The 19992-nt window shown below is 51.3% G+C and carries 17 protein-coding genes; 1 reads left to right on the forward strand and 16 read right to left on the reverse strand.

Annotated features, from left to right (window positions below):
- Window positions 1–24 precede the first annotated feature (24 nt).
- From AC0YOB_RS33570 to AC0YOB_RS33585, 4 genes are all read right to left on the reverse strand, one after another.
- On the reverse strand, window positions 25–1851 hold the full coding sequence (locus tag AC0YOB_RS33570) for a polysaccharide biosynthesis protein (protein WP_475796487.1): 1827 nt from the start codon (window positions 1849–1851) through the stop codon (window positions 25–27).
- A 227-nt stretch (window positions 1852–2078) separates the two neighbouring features.
- A complete protein-coding gene (locus AC0YOB_RS33575; RefSeq protein WP_475796488.1) occupies window positions 2079–2738 on the reverse strand; it encodes a CpsD/CapB family tyrosine-protein kinase in 660 nt (219 codons plus the stop codon).
- Window positions 2728–3471, reverse strand: a complete 744-nt coding sequence (locus AC0YOB_RS33580; RefSeq protein WP_475796489.1) for a YveK family protein — start codon at window positions 3469–3471, stop codon at window positions 2728–2730. Before AC0YOB_RS33580 ends, AC0YOB_RS33575 begins: the two co-directional genes overlap by 11 nt.
- 96 nt (window positions 3472–3567) lie before the next feature.
- Entirely contained in the window at window positions 3568–3981 is a 414-nt protein-coding gene (locus AC0YOB_RS33585) for a helix-turn-helix domain-containing protein (RefSeq protein ID WP_210038020.1), read from the reverse strand.
- A gap of 181 nt (window positions 3982–4162) precedes the next feature.
- On the opposite strand from AC0YOB_RS33585, the gene AC0YOB_RS33590 reads away from it, so the two are divergent.
- Window positions 4163–5044, forward strand: a complete 882-nt coding sequence (locus tag AC0YOB_RS33590) for a metallophosphoesterase (RefSeq protein ID WP_475796490.1) — start codon at window positions 4163–4165, stop codon at window positions 5042–5044.
- A gap of 32 nt (window positions 5045–5076) precedes the next feature.
- Here the strand turns inward: AC0YOB_RS33590 and AC0YOB_RS33595 are convergent, their stop codons facing one another.
- From AC0YOB_RS33595 to AC0YOB_RS33650, 12 genes are all read right to left on the reverse strand, one after another.
- Window positions 5077–7203: a right-handed parallel beta-helix repeat-containing protein gene (locus AC0YOB_RS33595; protein WP_475796491.1), complete on the reverse strand. Its 2127-nt coding sequence runs from the start codon at window positions 7201–7203 to the stop codon at window positions 5077–5079.
- A 218-nt stretch (window positions 7204–7421) separates the two neighbouring features.
- On the reverse strand, window positions 7422–8654 hold the full coding sequence (fliB, locus tag AC0YOB_RS33600) for a flagellin lysine-N-methylase (RefSeq protein ID WP_475796492.1): 1233 nt from the start codon (window positions 8652–8654) through the stop codon (window positions 7422–7424).
- 195 nt (window positions 8655–8849) lie between these two features.
- Window positions 8850–9125, reverse strand: coding sequence for a hypothetical protein (locus AC0YOB_RS33605; protein WP_475796493.1), 276 nt, complete (start codon window positions 9123–9125; stop codon window positions 8850–8852).
- 126 nt (window positions 9126–9251) lie between these two features.
- Window positions 9252–9773 carry a Rossmann-fold NAD(P)-binding domain-containing protein gene (locus tag AC0YOB_RS33610; protein ID WP_475796494.1) on the reverse strand — a complete coding sequence of 174 codons (522 nt, stop codon included), beginning with the start codon at window positions 9771–9773 and terminating at the stop codon, window positions 9252–9254.
- Window positions 9774–9834: 61 nt separating this feature from the next.
- Window positions 9835–10698 carry a MerR family transcriptional regulator gene (locus tag AC0YOB_RS33615; protein ID WP_475796495.1) on the reverse strand — a complete coding sequence of 288 codons (864 nt, stop codon included), beginning with the start codon at window positions 10696–10698 and terminating at the stop codon, window positions 9835–9837.
- Window positions 10699–11026: 328 nt separating this feature from the next.
- Window positions 11027–11860 (reverse strand): carbohydrate ABC transporter permease, encoded by an 834-nt coding sequence (locus tag AC0YOB_RS33620; protein WP_475796496.1) that lies wholly within the window; start codon window positions 11858–11860, stop codon window positions 11027–11029.
- Between the two features lie 26 nt (window positions 11861–11886).
- On the reverse strand, window positions 11887–12765 hold the full coding sequence (locus AC0YOB_RS33625) for a carbohydrate ABC transporter permease (protein WP_379114105.1): 879 nt from the start codon (window positions 12763–12765) through the stop codon (window positions 11887–11889).
- A gap of 99 nt (window positions 12766–12864) precedes the next feature.
- Window positions 12865–14190 (reverse strand): ABC transporter substrate-binding protein, encoded by a 1326-nt coding sequence (locus tag AC0YOB_RS33630; protein ID WP_475786044.1) that lies wholly within the window; start codon window positions 14188–14190, stop codon window positions 12865–12867.
- 81 nt (window positions 14191–14271) lie between these two features.
- Entirely contained in the window at window positions 14272–15894 is a 1623-nt protein-coding gene (locus tag AC0YOB_RS33635; RefSeq protein WP_475796497.1) for a response regulator, read from the reverse strand.
- Window positions 15872–17653 (reverse strand): sensor histidine kinase, encoded by a 1782-nt coding sequence (locus AC0YOB_RS33640; protein ID WP_210038029.1) that lies wholly within the window; start codon window positions 17651–17653, stop codon window positions 15872–15874. The genes AC0YOB_RS33635 and AC0YOB_RS33640 overlap by 23 nt, the downstream gene beginning before the upstream one ends.
- Window positions 17654–18062: 409 nt before the next feature.
- Window positions 18063–18914: a sugar phosphate isomerase/epimerase family protein gene (locus AC0YOB_RS33645; RefSeq protein WP_475796498.1), complete on the reverse strand. Its 852-nt coding sequence runs from the start codon at window positions 18912–18914 to the stop codon at window positions 18063–18065.
- A gap of 12 nt (window positions 18915–18926) precedes the next feature.
- Window positions 18927–19991, reverse strand: a complete 1065-nt coding sequence (locus tag AC0YOB_RS33650) for a Gfo/Idh/MocA family protein (RefSeq protein WP_475796499.1) — start codon at window positions 19989–19991, stop codon at window positions 18927–18929.
- Window position 19992: the final 1 nt, after the last annotated feature.

Genomic DNA, 19992 nt, shown 5'->3' on the forward strand with positions numbered 1-19992 from the left:
CGGGTGCACCTACCAATCTTCAGGTTAACCGGATACGGACAGCAGCTCCGGAACGGCGATTTTATGATTCGCGAAATCCAGCAGCATTTGCCTCAGCTCCGCTTTGGTATGGGTATGGTAAATCGACAGCAGATTCTCAATGTCGCCGAAGTCTACTTCGGAGGATTTTCCCACATAAATTTTCGGATAGACCTGCTTCTCATGAACCTCTCCGGCGGACAGCAGCTCCTCGAACAGCTTCTCTCCCGGCCTGACTCCCGTGTAACGGATGCCGATCTCCTCCACCGTGTAGCCCGACATGCGGATGACGTTTTTGGCAAGCTCCATAATTTTCACAGGCTCGCCCATATCCAGCACAAATATTTCCCCGCCCTTGGCAAGCGCTCCGGCCTGAATGACCAGCCTGGAAGCTTCGGGTATGGTCATGAAATAACGCACCATATCCGGGTGGGTAACCGTTACCGGCCCTCCCTGCTCAATCTGTTTCTTGAACAGCGGGATAACGCTGCCCCGGCTTCCCAGCACATTCCCGAAGCGGACGGCCACAAAACGGGTGGTGCTGTACCGGGCCATATGCTGAATGACCATCTCCGCAATCCGCTTGGTCGCGCCCATGACGCTGGTCGGGTTAACCGCTTTGTCCGAAGAAATCATGACGAATGTGCCGACACGATAATGATTTGCCGCCTTGGCGACATTCAAGGTGCCGATGATATTATTCTTAAGAGCTTCCTCCGGATTGCGCTCCATCAAGGGAACGTGCTTATGCGCAGCGGCATGGTATACCACATGCGGATGGTGGGCATTCATGACCGACATCATTTTGTCCGCATCCTGCAGATCCGCAATTTCCGTGATGAATTCAATATCTGTCTGCCCGAACATGTCCTTCAGTTCCATTTCAATCGTGTAGATACTGTTCTCCCCATGACCGAGGAGAATCAGCTTGTCCGGGTGGAAGCGGGAGATTTGCCTGCATACTTCCGAACCGATGGAGCCTCCGGCACCGGTCACCAGCACCACCCGGCTCGTGACATATTCCGAGATGCTGTCTATGTCAAGCTCCACCGGCTCCCTTCCGAGCAGATCCTCCACCTGCACGTCCCGGAATTGACTGACGGAAACCTTGCCGGTCGCCAGATCCTCCAGCATGGGGATGATTTGCGTCTTGGCCGTCGTCTTGGCGCATTCGCGAATAATCCGTTTGAGCTGATTTTTATTCAATGAAGGTATCGCGATAACAATATGGTCAATGGCAAGCTCCCGGGTCTTCTCTTCAATAGCCGCAATGCCGCCAATGACGGGAAGGCCGAGGATATCCAGATGATGCTTCTTCGCGTTGTCGTCGATAAACGCCACAGGCATCAGCTCTTTGTCCATGCTGCCGAGCAGCTGCCTGGCCACCATCGTCCCAGCGGACCCCGCTCCTATGATAAGCGTGCGTTTACGGTCCCCCTGCTGTCCAATATAGGTATCCCGCAGCAGCCGCCAGCAAAGGCGAGAGCTGCCGATCAGCAGAATATGCAGCATCCAGGTCACCCCAAGCAGCCGGAAATAGACATCATAATAGAGGAGCTGCTGGATGCAGGCTGCTGTCACAATCGACAAGGTAATCGCTTTGGCAATATTGAGCAGCTCACCGAAGCTGGCATACTCCCATGCCTTCTTATACAGCTTGTAGAGAAAGGCGAATCCATGATGGCTCAGAAGCAGCACAATGGAGCTGCTGATGATTGGAACCGTAAATACGTTTAATGTGGCGCTAACCAGAAAGCGGCTGAAGAAAATGGCTGTCATTACAATAAAGGAATCCATGAAAATCAAGAAAAATAGCCGTTGTCGATAGGTCAAAGTCAGGTTCACCCTTTCCATGCGATTAGTACAGCCGACAAGTCTCAGCCGCTGATTGTTATTCCCATTGTTTAGAGGGCTTACCTATCGGGTCTTCCCATTAAATGAAAACCCTATAGGTAAATCTCTAACAGCCAAGAGATTTAACCTTGTTTACACTGCCGCTTTATGTTCTTTATAACGAACGACGGTTCACACTGACAGAAGGATAAGAAGCAGAGCCTCCTTCAGCTTCTGTTCAGCACGGCACCGATGATCGTCGCTCCGGCAAACTCCAGAGAACGTTTGGCTTCCAGCGCTCTGTCCTGTCTGGTTTTGCCGCTTGTGAACAAGAGAATGACTCCGTCGCATCTGGCAGCCAGCGCATTTGTATCATGGTGGCCAAGAACCGGAGCGCTGTCGAAAATTACCTTGTCGTAATGGCCCTTCGCATACTCCAGAACCAAAGCCATCCGTTTGGAGTCCAGCTGCTCGATTGACTGATACATCAGGGGACCGCTTGGAAGCAGATCCAGCTTGTCGATCTCCGTATGGTGGATTGCCTGTTCCGGATCCACCTGCCCGGCCAGTACATTCGTTAATCCGGCTGCCGTCTCAAGATTAAAGACACGCTGCAGGACAGGCTTCCGGATATTCGTATCCACCAGCAGCACGCGTTCTCCCTGCTGTGCCATGCATACCGCCAAGTTGACGGCAGCGGTTGTTTTGCCCTCTCCTGACGAAGGCGATGTGACAATAACGGAATTGACCGTTTTTCCCCTGGAGGCATAACGGATATTATTGCGTATTGCCTTATACTGCTCCGCAGAAGCGGAATGAGGATGAAGATAGCTGATCAGGCAGGCGCTCACGGCATGTTTTCCCGGTTTATTTCGTTTATGATCCAATCGTTTCACCCCGCAGCGCTAAACTTTTCTTCTGCTTTTGCTTGCCAGGCAGCTTCCGCACCTTCATTCTCGAGACCTGTCCAAGTACCTGCAGGCCCAGCACTTCTTCGATTTCCTGTCCGGATTTCAAGGAGTCGTCCAATGAATCCCGCAGGAAGATCAGGCCGATTCCAATTGCCAGACCAGCCAGGAAGGCGGCATACAGAATCCGGTTGCTCTTGGGATTGACCGGCACAGGATTGGCAAGCGACTGTGCATCCGTCAATACTTTTATCGAAGTAAAATTCAGCGTTTCACCAGCAAGCCGCGTGAATTCACGAACGACAGAATTGGCAAGAGCGGCTGCAAGCGCAGGATCCGCATCTGCGACGGAAATGATTGTAATTGAAGAGCCCTCCACCGCGGTGACGCCAATCTGCTGCCTTAACGCCCCGGGAGAGCGGTTAATGCCAATATCCTTGATGACTGCATCCAATACGATCGGTTCTCTTATCATAACCTTGAGGGTGCTCATCGTTTCCGGGCTTTCTGCCCCGATAATAATCCTCGATGCGGCGCTGTATAGAGGTGTTTCAGGAATGGAATGGTAGGCATAACCCAGTATCGAAAATAATACCGTCGATGCGGCAGCAATCCACAGGCGCTTTCGAATGACGACAAACAAAGCCTTCAGATTAATCTCTTTTCCCGGTGTTCTTCTAGCGCTCCCGTTTCCGAGCCTTTCCGCTTCCATCAGGTCACCCGCTCTTTGCTTTTGTTTTTTATAAAGAACAATATGACTCCATATTAGTTCTTTATATAGAACATGTCAATACAGCAATGCGACTAATTAACCATAATTAATATGCAGCACAATAAAAGTGGATGTTTTGTTATACCTGTTAATATGGAGACAGGCATCCACATTATGTTCTTTCCATTTCTTAAGCACGATAAGATCCTTGGTTTCGTTCATATCCGTCCTGCTCATGCCCTCGTTGACAGCCTTGCGGATGATCGTTTTCCATTCTTCATCCAGAATATCATCCATTTGAAGCCCCGGCTGGTCGCGGTCCTCCAGCAGGAATTCAATGCTGGTATCCAGAGGAGCGGCAATTTTGGCCAGCATCTGAAGCGAAGGATTATTATGTACATTTCGTTCGATATAACTCAAATAAGATTTGGAAACACCCGCAAGGTCGGCAAGCTCTGTTATAGAGTAGCCTTTTTTTACCCGCAGACTTTTTATCCGGTCTCCAATCATAGGAATCTCCCTCATCTTTGTTAATGTCGAGGCGGCTGGACCGCAAGCACGCGCCTGCTTGTTATTTGCATCACCTCGCCGTTTGCAATACAATCATTGTAGTTCTTTATAACGAACATATCAAGCTTCTCAGGCTATATTTGCTATAATGTTAGTAAATCAGAGACTAGTAGGAGTTCATATGAAAACAGAACGATATATAACACGGCGTACCTTCCTCAAAAAAAGCGGATTATTATTCGGCGCCTTGCTCGCAGCCCCGATTGCGGGCTTTAGCTATACGCGGTATATGGAGCCGCGGCTGATCCGTATTGTAAACAAAAAACTGGCCTTTCGCAATCTGCCTGGCTCATACGAAGGCTTGCGGATTGTGCATTTCAGCGATGTCCATCTGGATTTTCATTACGGTCTGGACCGGATGGAGAGTCTCGTTGCAAAGCTTCGGGAACTTCAGCCTGATCTGCTCTGCTTCACAGGCGATCTCTACGATAATTCGGTGGGATCAAGCAAAGAGGGATGCTCCCGTCTGCTGGGCCAGCTGAAGGCACCTCTTGGCAAATGGGCCGTGCTTGGAAACCATGATTATACGGCAGGCGCGGAGGCTGTCACCTCGATTCTGGAGGACGGCGGTTTTCGGGTGATGAACAACAGCTGGGAGCCGATCGGGCACGAAGGGCAGCCTTTGCGGATTGCGGGAATTGACGATGTCCTGCGGGGCAGCCACGATTTTGATGCGGCTCTCCCGCCAAACGGAAAAGAGCCGTTCACCATTTTGCTTGCCCATGAACCGGATATGGCGGATGAGGCGCTAAAATATAAGGTCGATCTTCAGCTGTCAGGACACAGCCACGGCGGACAAGTGCGTCTACCCCACTTCGGCGCCATTTTTACACCTGAGCTTGCACGCAAATATCCGGATGGGTTGTATGTACTCGGGGATGAGAAAAAATTAACGCTTTACACCAATCGGGGGATAGGCGTCTCCACCTATCCAGTCCGCTTCTGGTGCCGGCCGGAAATCACCGTATTGACATTGACTGGCGGTCCTCGAACCGGGTCCTGATCCGCTTACTCAGCGGCAGCCGATGCCTGCGGTCATGACTTGGTGTTGCCGGATGCCTTATCGTTGCTCTTGAGCGACAGGATGGCGGCGTGCAGACTGTTGTTCTTGATCGTATAGGCCGGAGCGCCAACGCCTGCATTGACGGTGGAAATGCCTACTGCCGCAATATTCGAAACAACCCGATTGCCAACAACGGAGGCTTTCAAAATATCGAACGGATCGCCGCGCTTCCAGTAATCGTTCAGCTTGATCAATTCCATACTTGTACTCGTCAGCTTGTCGGCCGTAATCGAATTGTTCTCAAGCGTGACATTCGCCGCGGCTTGAACATTAATCGCCTGTGAGTTGCCGCGAACCTTGAATACGGAATTTTTGATTGTCAGATCCAGCTGCGGATGCTCGCCCAGAAAATTCGTATTGACTGTGGAATTGGAGATAAACGTGCATTTGTCAAAAACATACTTGCCGCCGGCTACGGCTTGAATTGAGCCGAATTTGCCGCCTTCCGCCCCTTCAAGCATACAACCGTTGTAGGTCCCCGGCGGCAGCGAGAGCCCGTATTCGGAATTGAAGCCAAGCACCTTCAAATTGTCGAAAATACTGCCAACCGCGCCCCCTGCTACAGCCCGCAGCGTCGGTTCGCCATGAATCGTCATATTCGTGATGCGGATTGGCTGACCCCAGACCGCTAACCCCGAATCGCTTTTCTTATTGTTGTACATCGTAATATTCGAAACGCTGACCCCGAACGGGACCTTCGACGTTACCGCAAACCGGGAATCCTTCAGCACCATCCCGTCGATCGTTATATTCGGACCCTCAAAATACGTGTAGGAATCGTTCATTTGATTGCCGATGAACGCGGCATCGTTGGTGGCGGATATACGCGAGCCGTCAAAATGATTGTTGATCACCCGCGCCCCCGTGAACGGCTCTGATACCGCAAGGCCTATCGCTCCCTTGGATCCCAGTTCATTGCCCTCCACTACCGCATCACGGCCATCATAGAGAATAACATCATACGCGGCATTATTATAGAATCGATTGTTTTTAATATTAATATTGCTGTTCCGGTTGCCGTTCTCGCCGAAGCCGCCTTCCACATCGATGCCGGACTGAGGTGCGGTGCCTTTGATATCATGAAGGATATTTTTGCTGATGGTCACATTATCCGCGCCGCCGACAGTAATGCCCTGGCGCCGGTTAAAGGCAAATTCCGAGTTGGTGACGAGCGCATTGCGGGTCAAGGCGCGGTTCCAAAACTCCATATAGGCGCCTTTGGTGCCCGCTTTGGCATAGACCAGATGAAATGAACTGGCCTTCGCCGGAATATCAATCAGATCCCGCATTTTCACATTTGGCAGCTTTTTGATAAAACCGCCGGCTGCATTGTAGAAAACTAAATCGACAACATTCGGCAAATTAACCGGATTGGCAAGTTCGAACTGACGCTCTGTCTTAAAAATCGGATTGGAGAAATCAAGCTGCGCCTTCGTTCTGATTTTTTTCGCATCCGTGACCGGACGGCCGAGGTCGTCGATTCCTCCTGAGACGAAATTTCCTTCATACAGGTCCTTGACCAGCGTATTTTTCCCGCCCAGAGCCAGACCGTCGCCCGTAAGGTTAATCGCTTTGATGCCGTCGATAGTCAGGTTAATGGCTCCTTGGGTCTGAATGCCATATCCGCTCTCATGTGTCCCCGAGGTATGCGGACTGTCTTTTTTCGTAAAATCATGGGTATCTTTGTCACCGCGGTAGGTTCCGCCCTTGAGCGTTACATTATCGGCCCCATAGCCGATATACATGATCTCGTAGGCTTCGCGTCCGTTGGTCTCCTTCTGGAGGACTGCATCGCTTGGCAGCTCGAATCGCATGTTCCCTACCATATTGATCCGGCTGTTTTTGTCGATCAGGTATTTTCCCGAAGGCAGCGAAGCAGCCTGAATATTGTTCTGGTGGGCCCATTGCAGTGCGGCGTTGATTCCCTTCGTCGTCTCTGCCGGATGTGTCCCGTTATTATAAATCCCGAACCGGGAAAGCTCGATCAGATAAGGAATCCGGGCTGATTCAGCACCTTCTGCCGTTGTCGTCGAAAACCCCGGATGCACCACGAGCGATATCATCATAATGAAGGCCACTGCCAACATTTTGATCTTCATAACTTGTCCCTCCCCTAGAATATACTGTCGAAGCATGAGGATGAAATAATAAAGAGAGAGTCCTGATCAAGCTCTTTGTTATTTCACTATAGCACTGCTGGAAAGCCTGTCCATGATGGACAATCATACCAGTTCCCAAAATTTGATCGGCCCTCGAATACATTCTTTGGCATTAAGAAATGGATTCCCTCATATGACATATTCAGCGGGGAATGGGCTCAATTTTTGATAAACAGACACATATATCCCAGACTATCATAGTCTTTCTTTCTCAAATCATCCAGTATCTTCTTATGAAACAGGGAAGCATGCTCGTAATTTTTGGTATAGGACTGGATCAGCTTGACCGCCAGCTCCCTGGAAAGCTCCTTGTGATAAGCGGCCATACCGATAAGATGCAGCTTAATCATGGCAAAATCAAGAATCAGCATCCTGTAGCAGTCAAAAACCGGAATGCCCTGCGACATCTCGCCCAGTACGCGGCTGTAGATGGCGTTCAATATATAGTTCTCCAATATTTGCGGATTGCTGTCGAGAAAAGGGGCGGTGTACTGTTCATATGATTCCGTGTATACATCCAGGATCGATTCCAGCGATGCGTCTGTGGCCTTCATCCCCCTCGTATAATCATTCATACATTCCCGATACCGGGTATTCCATAGCGTATCCTCCAGAACCCCCATCAAGCAGTTGTTCAGGTACTGCAGCTGAAAAGCGGGATCGACCGGAAAGACGTTATAATCCAGCAGCTCTTCGTTGTGGGCAGCCTCATGCCGGAATTCCAGCAGGAAAGCGGGAATATCCCAGAATTTCTTCTCCTCCATCATGAGATTGACATTATCGCAGAACACACCGAGCAGGATCAGACGATGCGGCAGGCTGAACTGCCTGTAGCGCATTATTTCCATCATCATCCCGCGAATCTGCGGCAAATAATAATCACGCTTCTTCTCGTCATGACCGCTCCTGGTTACATGCCTGAATGCAAGTATGCCCGAATCTCCCGGGGACGCTTCTTCAAAATCCATCGCCTGGCGATCCAGCAAAATGACTCTGGCCGCTTCCGGGCAGGAGAGCTGCAGAGACATCTCCGTCGCAGCCCCCGCCTGATTCACGACCCGCGGATACGTCCGGCAGGTTTGCGACAGATACTCTTCCCCCAATGTCGCTTGAATGGAGCATAATCCCCCATCCAGCATGGAGCAGTTTCCGGTTTCGGGGTTCAGCTGCATTTCAGCGTAATCCTGGGCGCTGCCATTTTTTTTGACGGTCAAATGGGTGTTAAGCTTATTTCTCATCCCGCTGTGGGTTACCGTCTGGTAGCGGTTATAGCTCTGTTTGTCGATGCTGATGCCCCACCAGGCGCAGCAGGTATCCTCGCAGCTGCTGCCGATGCACGAGAATTGCTTCAAATAGTGAGGGACGGCTGTCTGATTGTTTGTCATGCCCATTTTGAACTGCCTCTTCTCTTTATGATCCTGTCTAATTCATATATCGGCTGCCCGGGATCATTTGATGCGGTGAAAAAAAACGGAATGCCCCAAACAGGGCATTCCGCATGTACTGTTGATCTTTTTTGCATCATCGGCTTTCTTCACTTTATCATTTATCGCCATAATTTGTAAACTAGCACACTCTCCTGTCGATCATCTTCTTAATTGCGGAGATGCCAGCGTCTGCGCCAATGCGTTCTCCAAGGGCGTGGCAGCCAAGCCGAACCGTTTGGTGAAAGAACTGCTGTCCACAATAAAATCCTGCTCGAACTGGTACAGCATTTCGATGCTTTCCCGCGCTTCCGGCAGGAACAGCCCGCCTAATCGAAGCATGCCTTTGCCCATGGACCGGATAGCGGCAGGAAATCCCGCAAGCCGATAGGCGGCTTCGGCAAACTCCCGTGTCGTGACAGTGTCAGCATTCGGCACATGCCAGGCACGCCCGAATGCGCCCTCATCCCGACTTAATGCGACAAGCGCCTTGCCAAAATCGTCAATAAACGTGTACGTGTGCTTCTTATCGGGATTTCCCAGGAACAGTGCATGGTTTGCCTTTCACGATGGATTGGAAGAACCGCAAGCCCACCGATGAGCTGCGGACGTCCGGCCCGAAAAAATCCGCTCCTCTTCCCATTGCCACCTGAAGCTTGCCCTCATGATGCAGCTGCAGCAGCCGGCGGGACATCTCCGCCCGGACCTTTCCTTTCCTTGTTGCGGCGGCGTATGGCAGCCCTTCATGCATGATTCCGCCTGCATGCCCATACATATATATACATTTTCGGCAGCGACAAGCTTCGCTCCCGCGTCCATAGCGCCGGCGGCAATATGATCCTGGAAAGAAAGGAACATATGTTCCCATTTCTGATACGGAGGCTGCGCACATTGAAAGACGACTTTCGCTTGTTTCATAATCGCCTTGGTCTGATCCTTGTTCATGAAATCCGCCTTCACCACGCGCACTCCGGATGGAACCGCCGCTTTCCCGCTTAGACTGACCATTGTGACCGGTTCCCCGCAAGCGGCAAGCTCTCTCATAACGGACATGCCGAGCGGTCCCGTTCCCAGTATTACATTCATCGTATGTTCCTCCTCCTTAAATCTGTTGGACTGGTCAAAAAAAGAATAAACCCTATAGCAGCTATAGGGTCAATACTTTTCGTACAGGTATTTGGAGCTCTACGATAAATTCATCCGGCTTCATCATTTGGGCCATATCCACCAGATACTGCTCCATAGAAGGACCACTCTCTTTATAGTGATTCCTCTCCATCCATTCCACCAATTTAAGATAGACGCGCTTGCAGGATTCCTCGTTAGGAATTCCGCAGTAGAGTGCGGTGATATATTCGCCTCCGGGAATAATCCGGGTATAAGCTTCCGGCACTTGAGCTCCGGGAAAATCGGTAAACATACAAAATTCAAGATCGGAATCATTGCGGTCGAAGGTCATGATATTCTCATGATAGATGGTCAGCAGCCGGTTCGGGACCAACCCGCAGGCTTCGGCTTTTTGGAACAGTTCAGTAAACTGAACAATCGAAGCCTCCATGCCGCAAGCCGATCTCCTTCGATCATACAAAATATATTGATCGGGAAGCCGTTTCAACTCCACAAGCACATCAAGATTCTTAAGTCCGCTCCCCAGCTCTCGGAGGTATCCGATCTGATTCTTTCGCTTATCTATCGATTCTACAATTCTCGCTAATTGTTCAATCTCTGCTGCCGTTTGCCTGCGCTTGGCTTCCAGCTTTTCCAACAGGCCATCCAGACTGTCGCTGGTTATGGCTGCTTTTATTTCATCAAGCGAGAAATTCAGCGCCTTCATATCCTGAACTATTTTAATCACGAGAATCTCGGAATTGGCGTAATAGCGATAACCGGTGGAGGGGTCAATATGACCCGGGTTCACCAAACCGATCTTGTCGTAGAAACGTAATGTTTGCACAGAGATGCCGCAAATCTTCGACACCTGGCCGATGGAATAGTATTGATCATGACGCACGGCGCTTAACTCCCCTTTTGTGATAACTGGTATGATTTACAAGCACCGCTGCTGCCCTGCAAAAAAGTCTCAATAACCAGCCCACAATTGTTTCTGAATATCGGGTTGTATTTTGTGATTCTCAACTGATATTTCGTTTGAAACACCACCCTGATTAGACCTCTGATCTTGGACAATTGAATACCTAATTATAACAGATATTTTATGACCAAAAGAAGAGCTGCGATAAGCATGTCCGCCAGTATGGTGCTCCTCAGTCATCACTTCCTCTGCAACCGGAAAAGGGGCCCCCGTGAGGGCCCCTTGCTTCCGATTGCGATTTAAAACTTCAGCCTTTGATGCCCGAAAGCGTTACGCCCTCGATAATATACCGCTGCCCGACGATATAGACGATGAGCACAGGGATAAGCGCGATCGCCGCTCCCGCCATCATCAGGGTCCAGTCCGTCGCGTACATGCCCCGGTACAGGTTGAGCATCATCGGAACGGTAAACTTATCCGGGCTGTTGAGGAAAATCAACGGATTAAAGAAGTTGTTCCACATGCCGAGGAAGGTAAATATCCCCAGCGCCGATAATGCCGGCTTGATCAAGGGCAGCATAATCCGCGAGTAAATCGTCCATCGGTTGGCCCCGTCCACGATAGCCGCCTCTTCCATTTCCTTGGGAATGCCCTTGAAGAACTGGCGGAGGAGAAACACCCCGAAGGCATTCAGCAAAGCAGAGGGAACAATGATCGACAGATGGGAATCCAGCCAGCCGATGTTCTTCATAATAAGATACAGCGGAATAATCGTAACCTGCCCGGGAACCATCATGGTGGCCAGAAACATCAGAAACAGCGGCTCTCGCATGGGAAAACGGATCTTGGCGAACGCATAAGCGGCCATGGAACAGGTTAGCAGCTGCGACAGAACGACGATCACATTAATATAGAAGCTGTTGAAGTATGCCCGGCCAAACGGCAGCGCCGTCAGCGAGTCCTTAAAGTTGGACCAGACGAAGGGGCTTGGAATCCACTTCGGCGGCACGATGAATACCTGTGATAAATCCTTCAGCGCGCTAAGCACCATCCAGACGAAAGGGAGTGCCATCACGCAAGCCCCCAGAATCAGCACAAGATGGAGCGCCAGGGTGGAAATACGGAAGCCTTTTAGCTGCATATCGCTGCTCCTCCTTACCGAATCTATTAGTCCTCGTAATGCACCCAGCGTTTGGATATGCCCATTTGAAACAGCGTCAGCGACAAAATAATCAGAAACAGGATTACCGCCGCCGCCGTGCTTTTACCAAATGTAAAATCTACAAACGCGGTCTCATAAATATGGAACACAATGGTATAGCTCGCCTTGGCCGGCCCTCCTGAGGTCATGACGAAGGACTGGTCGAATACCTGAAAGGAACCGATGATCGACATGATGGTGACAAAGAAGGTGGTCGGCGAGATCAAAGGAATGGTAATATGGCGCAGCTGCTGCCACTTGCTTGCTCCGTCAATCTGGGAAGCTTCATAATAGCTTGCCGATATGCCCTGCAGACCCGCAAGAAACAGCACCATATTGCCGCCAAGCCCCATCCAGATGCTGAGCATAGCGATGGACGGCATAACAAAATGCGTATCCGTCAGCCACATCGGCCCTTTGATCCCGAACCATTCCTTCAAATACAGATTGATGAGCCCAAAATCCGCGTTGAACAACCACATGAATACGACGGCTACCGCAACCGACATCGTGATGTTCGGCATGAAATAGATCAGCCGGTAGAGCACTTTTCCCCTTACCCGGTTGAGCCCGATCGCGACGAGCAGAGCCAGCAGAATGCCGGTCGGCACCGTCAGCAGGGTGTAATAAAGCGTATTGACAATGGCGATCCGGAATTCTTCATCCTTGAATTGGGAGATAAAGTTATCCAATCCGACAAATGACCGCTCTCCGAAGCCATCCCAATTCATCAAACTCAGCACAAATGCCATAATGAGCGGAAGCAGCGAGAAACAGAGCAGCCCGACGAATTGCGGGAAAATGAAGAAGTATCCCCAGAAGCCGTCCGTCGTCTTGTTATTCAAGGGCTGCCGGTGCGGGCCAATTTCCGGGCTTATGGTGCCTGCTGCCTGTGTTTGCCTGGTATTCACATCCATCGTCATCCCAACTTTCTTTTGCTGGCCTTATTTCTTCTTATATTCGTCGATTTTTTTGTTGGCAAGATCCTGAATCTCCTGCATGGCAGTATCCAGATCCTCATTCTTGAGCCAAAGCGCTTCAAAACGGGAGTTAATGTCCGTGCTGAGTCCGGGAATGCCGGCTTCGGCAGGCGTCAGCGCATAACCGACTTCCCGTGCATCGAGAAACAGCTTCGCATGCTCCGGCAGATTGCCTTCCAGCACCACATCGTCCGCTCCTTTGACGGACGGAACAGCGTTGCCGCCGCCCTGCAGGCGATAGATCTGGCCTTCTTTACTGACGAACTCCGTCAGGAACTTGTAGGATGCTTCTTTTTGCTTGGAAGCTTTATTCAACACCATATAAGCAGTGGGAATACCGGCTGGCTCAATTTTGTTGCCTGTATTGGTCGGCCAGGTTACCACGTCATATTCGAGACTGGCATTTTTCTTGAACAGCGGGAGGTACCAGCGTCCGGCGCCGACAAATCCGACCTGATTGGACATGAACATGGCATCGCCGCCTTGGCCTTTGGGAAGTGTACCTGAGAAAGTAATATTTTTGGCCTTCACGTTATCATAGAGGAACTGGAAGGCTTCCTTTGCTTTGGGATCGGAGTTGCCGACATAAGCTCCAGACTCGTCATATACTTTACCGCCGTTAGCGGTTACCCAGCTGTGGGTGCTGTTCCAGGAATTATCCAGCACATAGCCGTATTTGCCGGTTGTGCGGATTTTCTCAGTCATCAGCTTGAATGCGTCCCACGTCCATTCGCCCTTCTCCTGAAGATCTGCAGGCATATCGGTGACTCCTGCATCCTTCAGCACCTTCTTGTTATACCAGAGAACCATGGGATTACAGTCCACCATGATGCCGAAAATTTTATTGTCGCGCTGCGCTGCGCCCCACAGTCCTTCGTAGTAATCCTCCTTCTTCAGCGTGCTGTCCGACACTTCCATCAAGGGTGTTAGCTCTTCAATGCTGCCATTCTCAATCAGCTTCACGATGAAGGCATCACCCGCATAAAAGATATCCGGCGCCTTGCCGCCCGTAAGCTGCGTCAGGATCTTCTGATCGTATTCGCCGGGAATCGGAATAAGCTCTGCTTCAATATCGGGATGCTTGGCGTTAAAATCCTTGGTAAATTCCTGAAATCTTGTCAATTCGCCAGGATTCCCCCATGTCGCCCAGGTAATTTTTACTTTCTCCCCTTTGGGCGGCGCTGTATTTCCCCCTTCGGTCTGAGCTTCTTCATTGCCTGCCGCACATGCCTGCAGCAGAATCGATAGAGTAAGAACAAGAGCCAGCAGCGACCATTTTTGCTTTTTCATTACGAATTCCTCCTTTAAATTGTCCACCCATGCCGCCACTTCTATTAATGGAAGCGCTTTTATTATAAAATACGAGAATTTTCAAGAAAACGGGTTTTGTTCCGATAACGTGTCTTGTTTTCCGCTGTTTGCTTGTCCTCCCGGTTTATGGGGCTGTCCGTGATATTCACCCGGCGAGAGTCCGACAATTTTCTTGAACTGCTTGCTGAAGTGCTTGACGTCGTTGAAGCCCGACTGCTCCGCGACCTCATAGACTCTCAGCGTTGACTCCGCCAGCAGCTCCTTGGCCCTGTTGACTCGCAGGGCAATCAGATAATCGATAAAGTTCTTCCCCGTCACCTTCTTGAACATTTCGCTGAAATAATTCCGGCTGACATTGACTTCATCCGCCACCTGCTGCAGGGAAATCGCCTCGGTGAAATGCTCCGTCATGAACTGCACCGCCTGCATCACAATCCGCCCGTGAAGCGTGGTGTCCGGAATTCCGGAATCATTCGGCACCGGCATGCTGCTAAAGCAGGCCTCCACATGCTCCGCAATATCTGCTGCAAAATCAAGCTTGCTAAGCTTGCGGATATGATGCACCATCGCCGTATTGTTATGCTTGCTTAACGTGAGCAGGCTGAGCATCTGCTCGGCTTCAACAATGACCTGCTGCTTCGTCTTGAAATGGCGGCTCCAATGGCCGGTGATCCGCTTCAGCTGGAGCAAGGCTTCGGAATGATTCTCCACAGCCAGCGCTTCCTTGAGCAGATGCATAATGTCGCCATGATCGGGAAGAGGCTGGCAAGCTGGCTGAGGCCTTTCCTCCGCCATCACGATGCTGCCCGGACCGTAAAAGAATGTATCCTCGAGTGCCTGCTGCGCTTCCGCAAAAGCAGCCTGAAGCTCCCGCAAATCCCCATGCAGCCGGCTGATCCCAGCCGCATACACATCATCGGCCAGCTCCCCGCCCCGGACGGCTTGGCCGACAACCTCCACCGCCCGCCCCGCTGACAATACCCGTTCTGGAATAACCGCTATCAGCAGATCCGGGTGGATTGCGGCGGCGGCAGGAGCTTCCAGCCTTTCATACAGAAGGGTCTTCATTGATCCAATCCCCCGGCTTAGCCGGACTTCAGACTCCAGAGAATGCGGCTTGATGCCATGAACCTGAAGGACAGCCATGCCGTAACGAGTCGGAATACCCGACAGATTCACTATCAGCGAAGCGCAGGCCTCCTCATTGCCGTGAACAGCCTTAATCAACAGCTTCTCCAGCTCTTCCTGCTGCTCGGCAAGCTGCTTGTCCCGATACTTCTCGAGCAGCTCCCGGTTCGCCTGTTCCTCCCGGAGCTTCACCCGCATCTGGTCCAGAATCGTCTTGAGCGAATCGGCGTTCAATGTCGGCTTCAGGATATAATCGGACGCGCCCAGCCTGATCCCTTCCCGCACATAATCGAAATCGCTATGGCAGCTGAGCAGCAGAACCTTGACCCAGGGACACAGCTCCCGCGCCCGGCGCGTCAGCTCCAATCCGTCCATCACCGGCATGGCGATATCCGTAATCAGAATATCCACTTCCCCGTTCTCGAGCCACTTCATCGCACGCATGCCGTTTGCGGCTTCGCCCACCAGCCGGTAGCCGTTTCCCTCCCAATCGAACGTCGCACGAAGTCCGGCTCTGGCCATGAATTCATCGTCAACGAGCAGCACTCTGCACATATTTGTCCTCCTTTCTCCGCGAGAACGTAATCAGCACCGAAGTGCCTTCCCCTTCTCCGCTGGCCACTTTTACCCCGTAGGCATTACCGTAATACAGCTTGATCGTTTGATCCACATGCCGCAGCCCGATGCTCGTCATCCCCTTCGTCGTACGTTCCTTGCTGCTGATCAGCAGCTGGCTGATCCGCTCCCTGTCAATGCCGACTCCGTCATCCTTGATCCGGATGAGCAGATCCTCTCCCAGCTGCTGCACCTGGATGGCGATCGTCCCCTTCTCATCCTTGGGAGCAATCCCGTGGAAGATGGCATTCTCCACGATCGGCTGGAGCAGCATGCGGGGAATCGGAACGTCGAGCAGCTCTTCCGGACAGTCGGTATACAGCTCAATCTTGTTCTCGTACCGGTATTCCTGGATAATCATATATTTCTCCAGCAGCTCAAGCTCACCGCCGATGGTGCCGAATACGCCTCCCCGCTCCAAGCTGCCTTCCAGCAGCTGAACAAGCGTCGTAACGGCATTATCCACATCATTCGTGCGGTTGAGCTTGGCCATCCAGCGAATGGAGTTCAGCGTATTGTACAGAAAATGGGGATTGATCTGGTAGCGCAGAGCACGGATTTCCGCCTTCTTCTTCTCCGATTCCTCTTCCGAGATACGCTCGATCAAGAGCGCGATCTGTCCGATCATTTTGTTGAAGCTGCGCCCCAGCTGGCCAATTTCGTTTCGTCCGATGTGACCGCTTCTGACCGTCAGATCCCCGGCTTCGCCCTTCTTCATCAGCCGGCTGAGGTTGACGAGCGGATTGCCGATTTTGCGGATTCCGAATACCCCCATGCCGACAGCAAGCACGATGGAGCCCAAAGCGATCCAGAGCGTAAAATTGCGGATACTGGCGGAATCTGCGGTCAGCTCCTTCAGCGGAACAACCCCGACTACATGCCAGCCGTTATCCAGTTTCTCGGGAATAACAAGCGTTTTCTTCTTATCGCTATCGCTCTCCCGCATCTTCTCCGGCAGCTCGATCCTTGAGGCTTGTCCGTATTCCGCCGGGTCGGGGTGATAGAAATAACGGTTCTCGTCATTGGTCACATAGATATAGCCGGTATCGCCGAACTGCACACGATCAAGCTCGTCAATGAGCAGATCGGCCATGATTTCATAGAACATCACGCCGATGATCTCCCCCGTTTCCCAGCTGCGGATGGCGCGGCCCAACCCGAATACGGGAAAGCCCATTTCCGTTTTCTTCAGGTACGAGGTTTGCGAAAGTCCGAACCAGACCGTATTCCCGTTCGCCTTCAGAATGGCTTCATACCAGTCGGAATCCCATTGATCGGGGACGGACATGAGAGAATCTCCGCTGAACACGGAGTTGTTGCGTTTTACATCGAAGATGTAGATGTCGAGAATTTCCGTGGAATTGATCATAATGGATGTCAGCAGCTCTTTGCCGTTCTTCACCATCTCATTGAGTTCGTAAGGGGTGGTCTCCGGCTTTTGCTCCAATACCTCCTGGATGAGCTTGCTGTTGAGCACCATCATGGAGGAGTCGTCAAGCTTCTTGAAGAACAGATTCAGCTTGTCGCTGACCTGCGTGATGGTAAGGGACGCCACCTTGCTGACCTGCTCCTCCACAATAGCCGAGGATTTGTTATAGGACAGGAAGCCCATTACAAGTACAGGAAGCGTCATGCCGATAAAACAAAACAAAAACAGCTGAATAACGATCGATTGCAGATGCCGAAACCGAAACCGCATGAGGATTCATCCTTTCCTGCCAGATTTGATTATCCGCTTACAGCTTTGGAACTTTACCTCCCTTCTGATTGCAAATTTCCATAGCAAAAAAACCATGGGCAGGACGACTGGGTTAAAAACAAATCTCGTCACCACCTCATCGCTAAGGATTGACCCTTTAATTCGCCACAGGCGGGATATCCCCCTTCTTTGGGTGCCATTTTAAGGTAAACAAATTGGAGGTCACGTTGGAGGCAAGCCCCATCCTGACCCAATGAATTCCATACAAATAGAAACAGACGCGCTTTGGAGGCACGCCTGTTTCTATTTCTTACTATAAAACTTATATCAAGTATATGCTATTATACCTCTGTATAAAGGCATGGTGAAATAGTCTGACATAATGTTCTTTCAGAAAATCACAAGCCTTTTAGGCCAGCAGTCTTCTCACATTGCCCAGCCCTATGCGGGTGCCGGTCCGGCACTCTTCCATGCCTTCAAATTCTATGGAGATATATCCGTCATAGCCGGACTCCTTCACAATCCGCAGCACCTCCGGAATGTCGATGTCGCCTTGACCCGCAATAGCGCCGCGAAGGAAGTTGCCCGACGCTGTCTTGAACCAGCCCTCGCCGGGATCGCGGTAAGAGGGACGGAGATAGAAGTCTTTAATATGCACCATGGAAGCAAAAGGGAGATTCTTCTTCACCGCCGATACCGGATCCTCGTCCGCACACATAAAATTGCCGATATCCAGCGTTGTCTTGAAATTCGGCCGGTCCACCGCATGAATAAGCGCCTGCACACGATCGCTCGCCTGGATAAAATAGCCGTGATTCTCTACGCTTGTCGTAATTCCGAACCGAGCCGCATAATCCGCGACCTGCCGGCAGCCCTCCGCAAGCCTCGGCAGCTGCTGCAGAAAATGGCTCATGGATGTATCCGGATGCGAAGCGACATCATGGCGCATCAGCTTGACGCCAAGGCTGCGTGCAATGTCCACTTCCCCCTTCAACCGCAGGACTTCCTGCTCGAAGGACTGGTCATCAAGCGCAGCCAGATTGCCCCCTACCGCATAGTTGGAAATCGCAATGCCCGCTCCCTTGGCACGCTCCACGATTTGTCCGGCAAGCTCCGGAGTTTGCGCAAAATCAAGACCAAGCGGCACAATTTCCACATGCTCGCCGCCTTCGGCGGCAATCCAGTCAATGACATCCAGCACCGTCATTTCGCCCTTCCTGACCGCCTGCCACAGGCTGTACGTGCTGACACCGATTTTCACAGCTATCTCCTCCTATTGCAAAAATTTGATTTCTTCCCCTTTTTCAGCCGACTCATAAATACCGCATAAAATCTTCATCATCTCCAAGCCGTCCTCCACCGGGCTGATCGGGGTTTGTTTCTCGCGGACGCAGTCAATAAAATGATCGATTTCATTCTGAAAAGCGGAATCCAGATGGAAGCCGGGATGATCCGTTTGCGGCGTTATATTGAGAATCGTATCATACTTTTCGGTTACCATCGAGAGCGCAGGGTCAATTTCCACCCCTCCCTTGTCGCCAAACAGGGTAATGCTGGTCTTGTTCTCTTTTGCATGCAGCGTGAAGCTCGCCTCCAGCATCAGAGAAGCGCCGTTCTCGAAGCGGATGAGCGCATTGGCCATATCCTCCACCGTGTTCTTGGTTGCATCGTAATCAGCCGCTTTATAGGAGGACAGATGCTTCACATTCGAGCGGTTGCCCAGCTTGCGGTAAGCATTGGCGGAGATTGATTTCACCTTCGGCCTACCCATCAAATACCAGCACAGATCGATAACGTGAACCCCAATATCAATAACGGGTCCGCCGCCGGAACGCTCCTTGTCGGCAAACCATCCTCCAGGATTGCCAATACGGCGGATGCTTGAAGCACGCGCATAATAAAAATCGCCGAATTCACCCCGGTCTGCAAACTGCTTCACCAGCATCGCATTACGGTCATAACGCCGTACATATCCGATCTGGAGCAAACCATCATGAAGCCTGACTGCCTCCTGAATGCGGCCCGCTTCTTCAACGGTGCGGCAGAGCGGTTTCTCCAGCAGCACTTTTTTGCCCGCCTGGATGGCGTCAATGCTCAGCTGCGCGTGGGTATCGTTCCAGGTGCAAATGCTGAGCGCATCAAGCTCCGGGTCTGCCAGCAGCTCTTTATAATCGGTGTAGATCCTGGAAGCGCCGTATTTGTCAGCTGCTTCTTGCGCACGATCCAGATTCAGATCGCAAATCGCATAGATCTCGGTATAAGGATTATTTCGGTATGCGTTCAGATGAAGCTTGGAAATGGTCCCAACACCGATAACGCCAACTTTAGTGAGTTTCATT

The organism is Paenibacillus sp. JT31N17 (assembly GCF_056269255.1).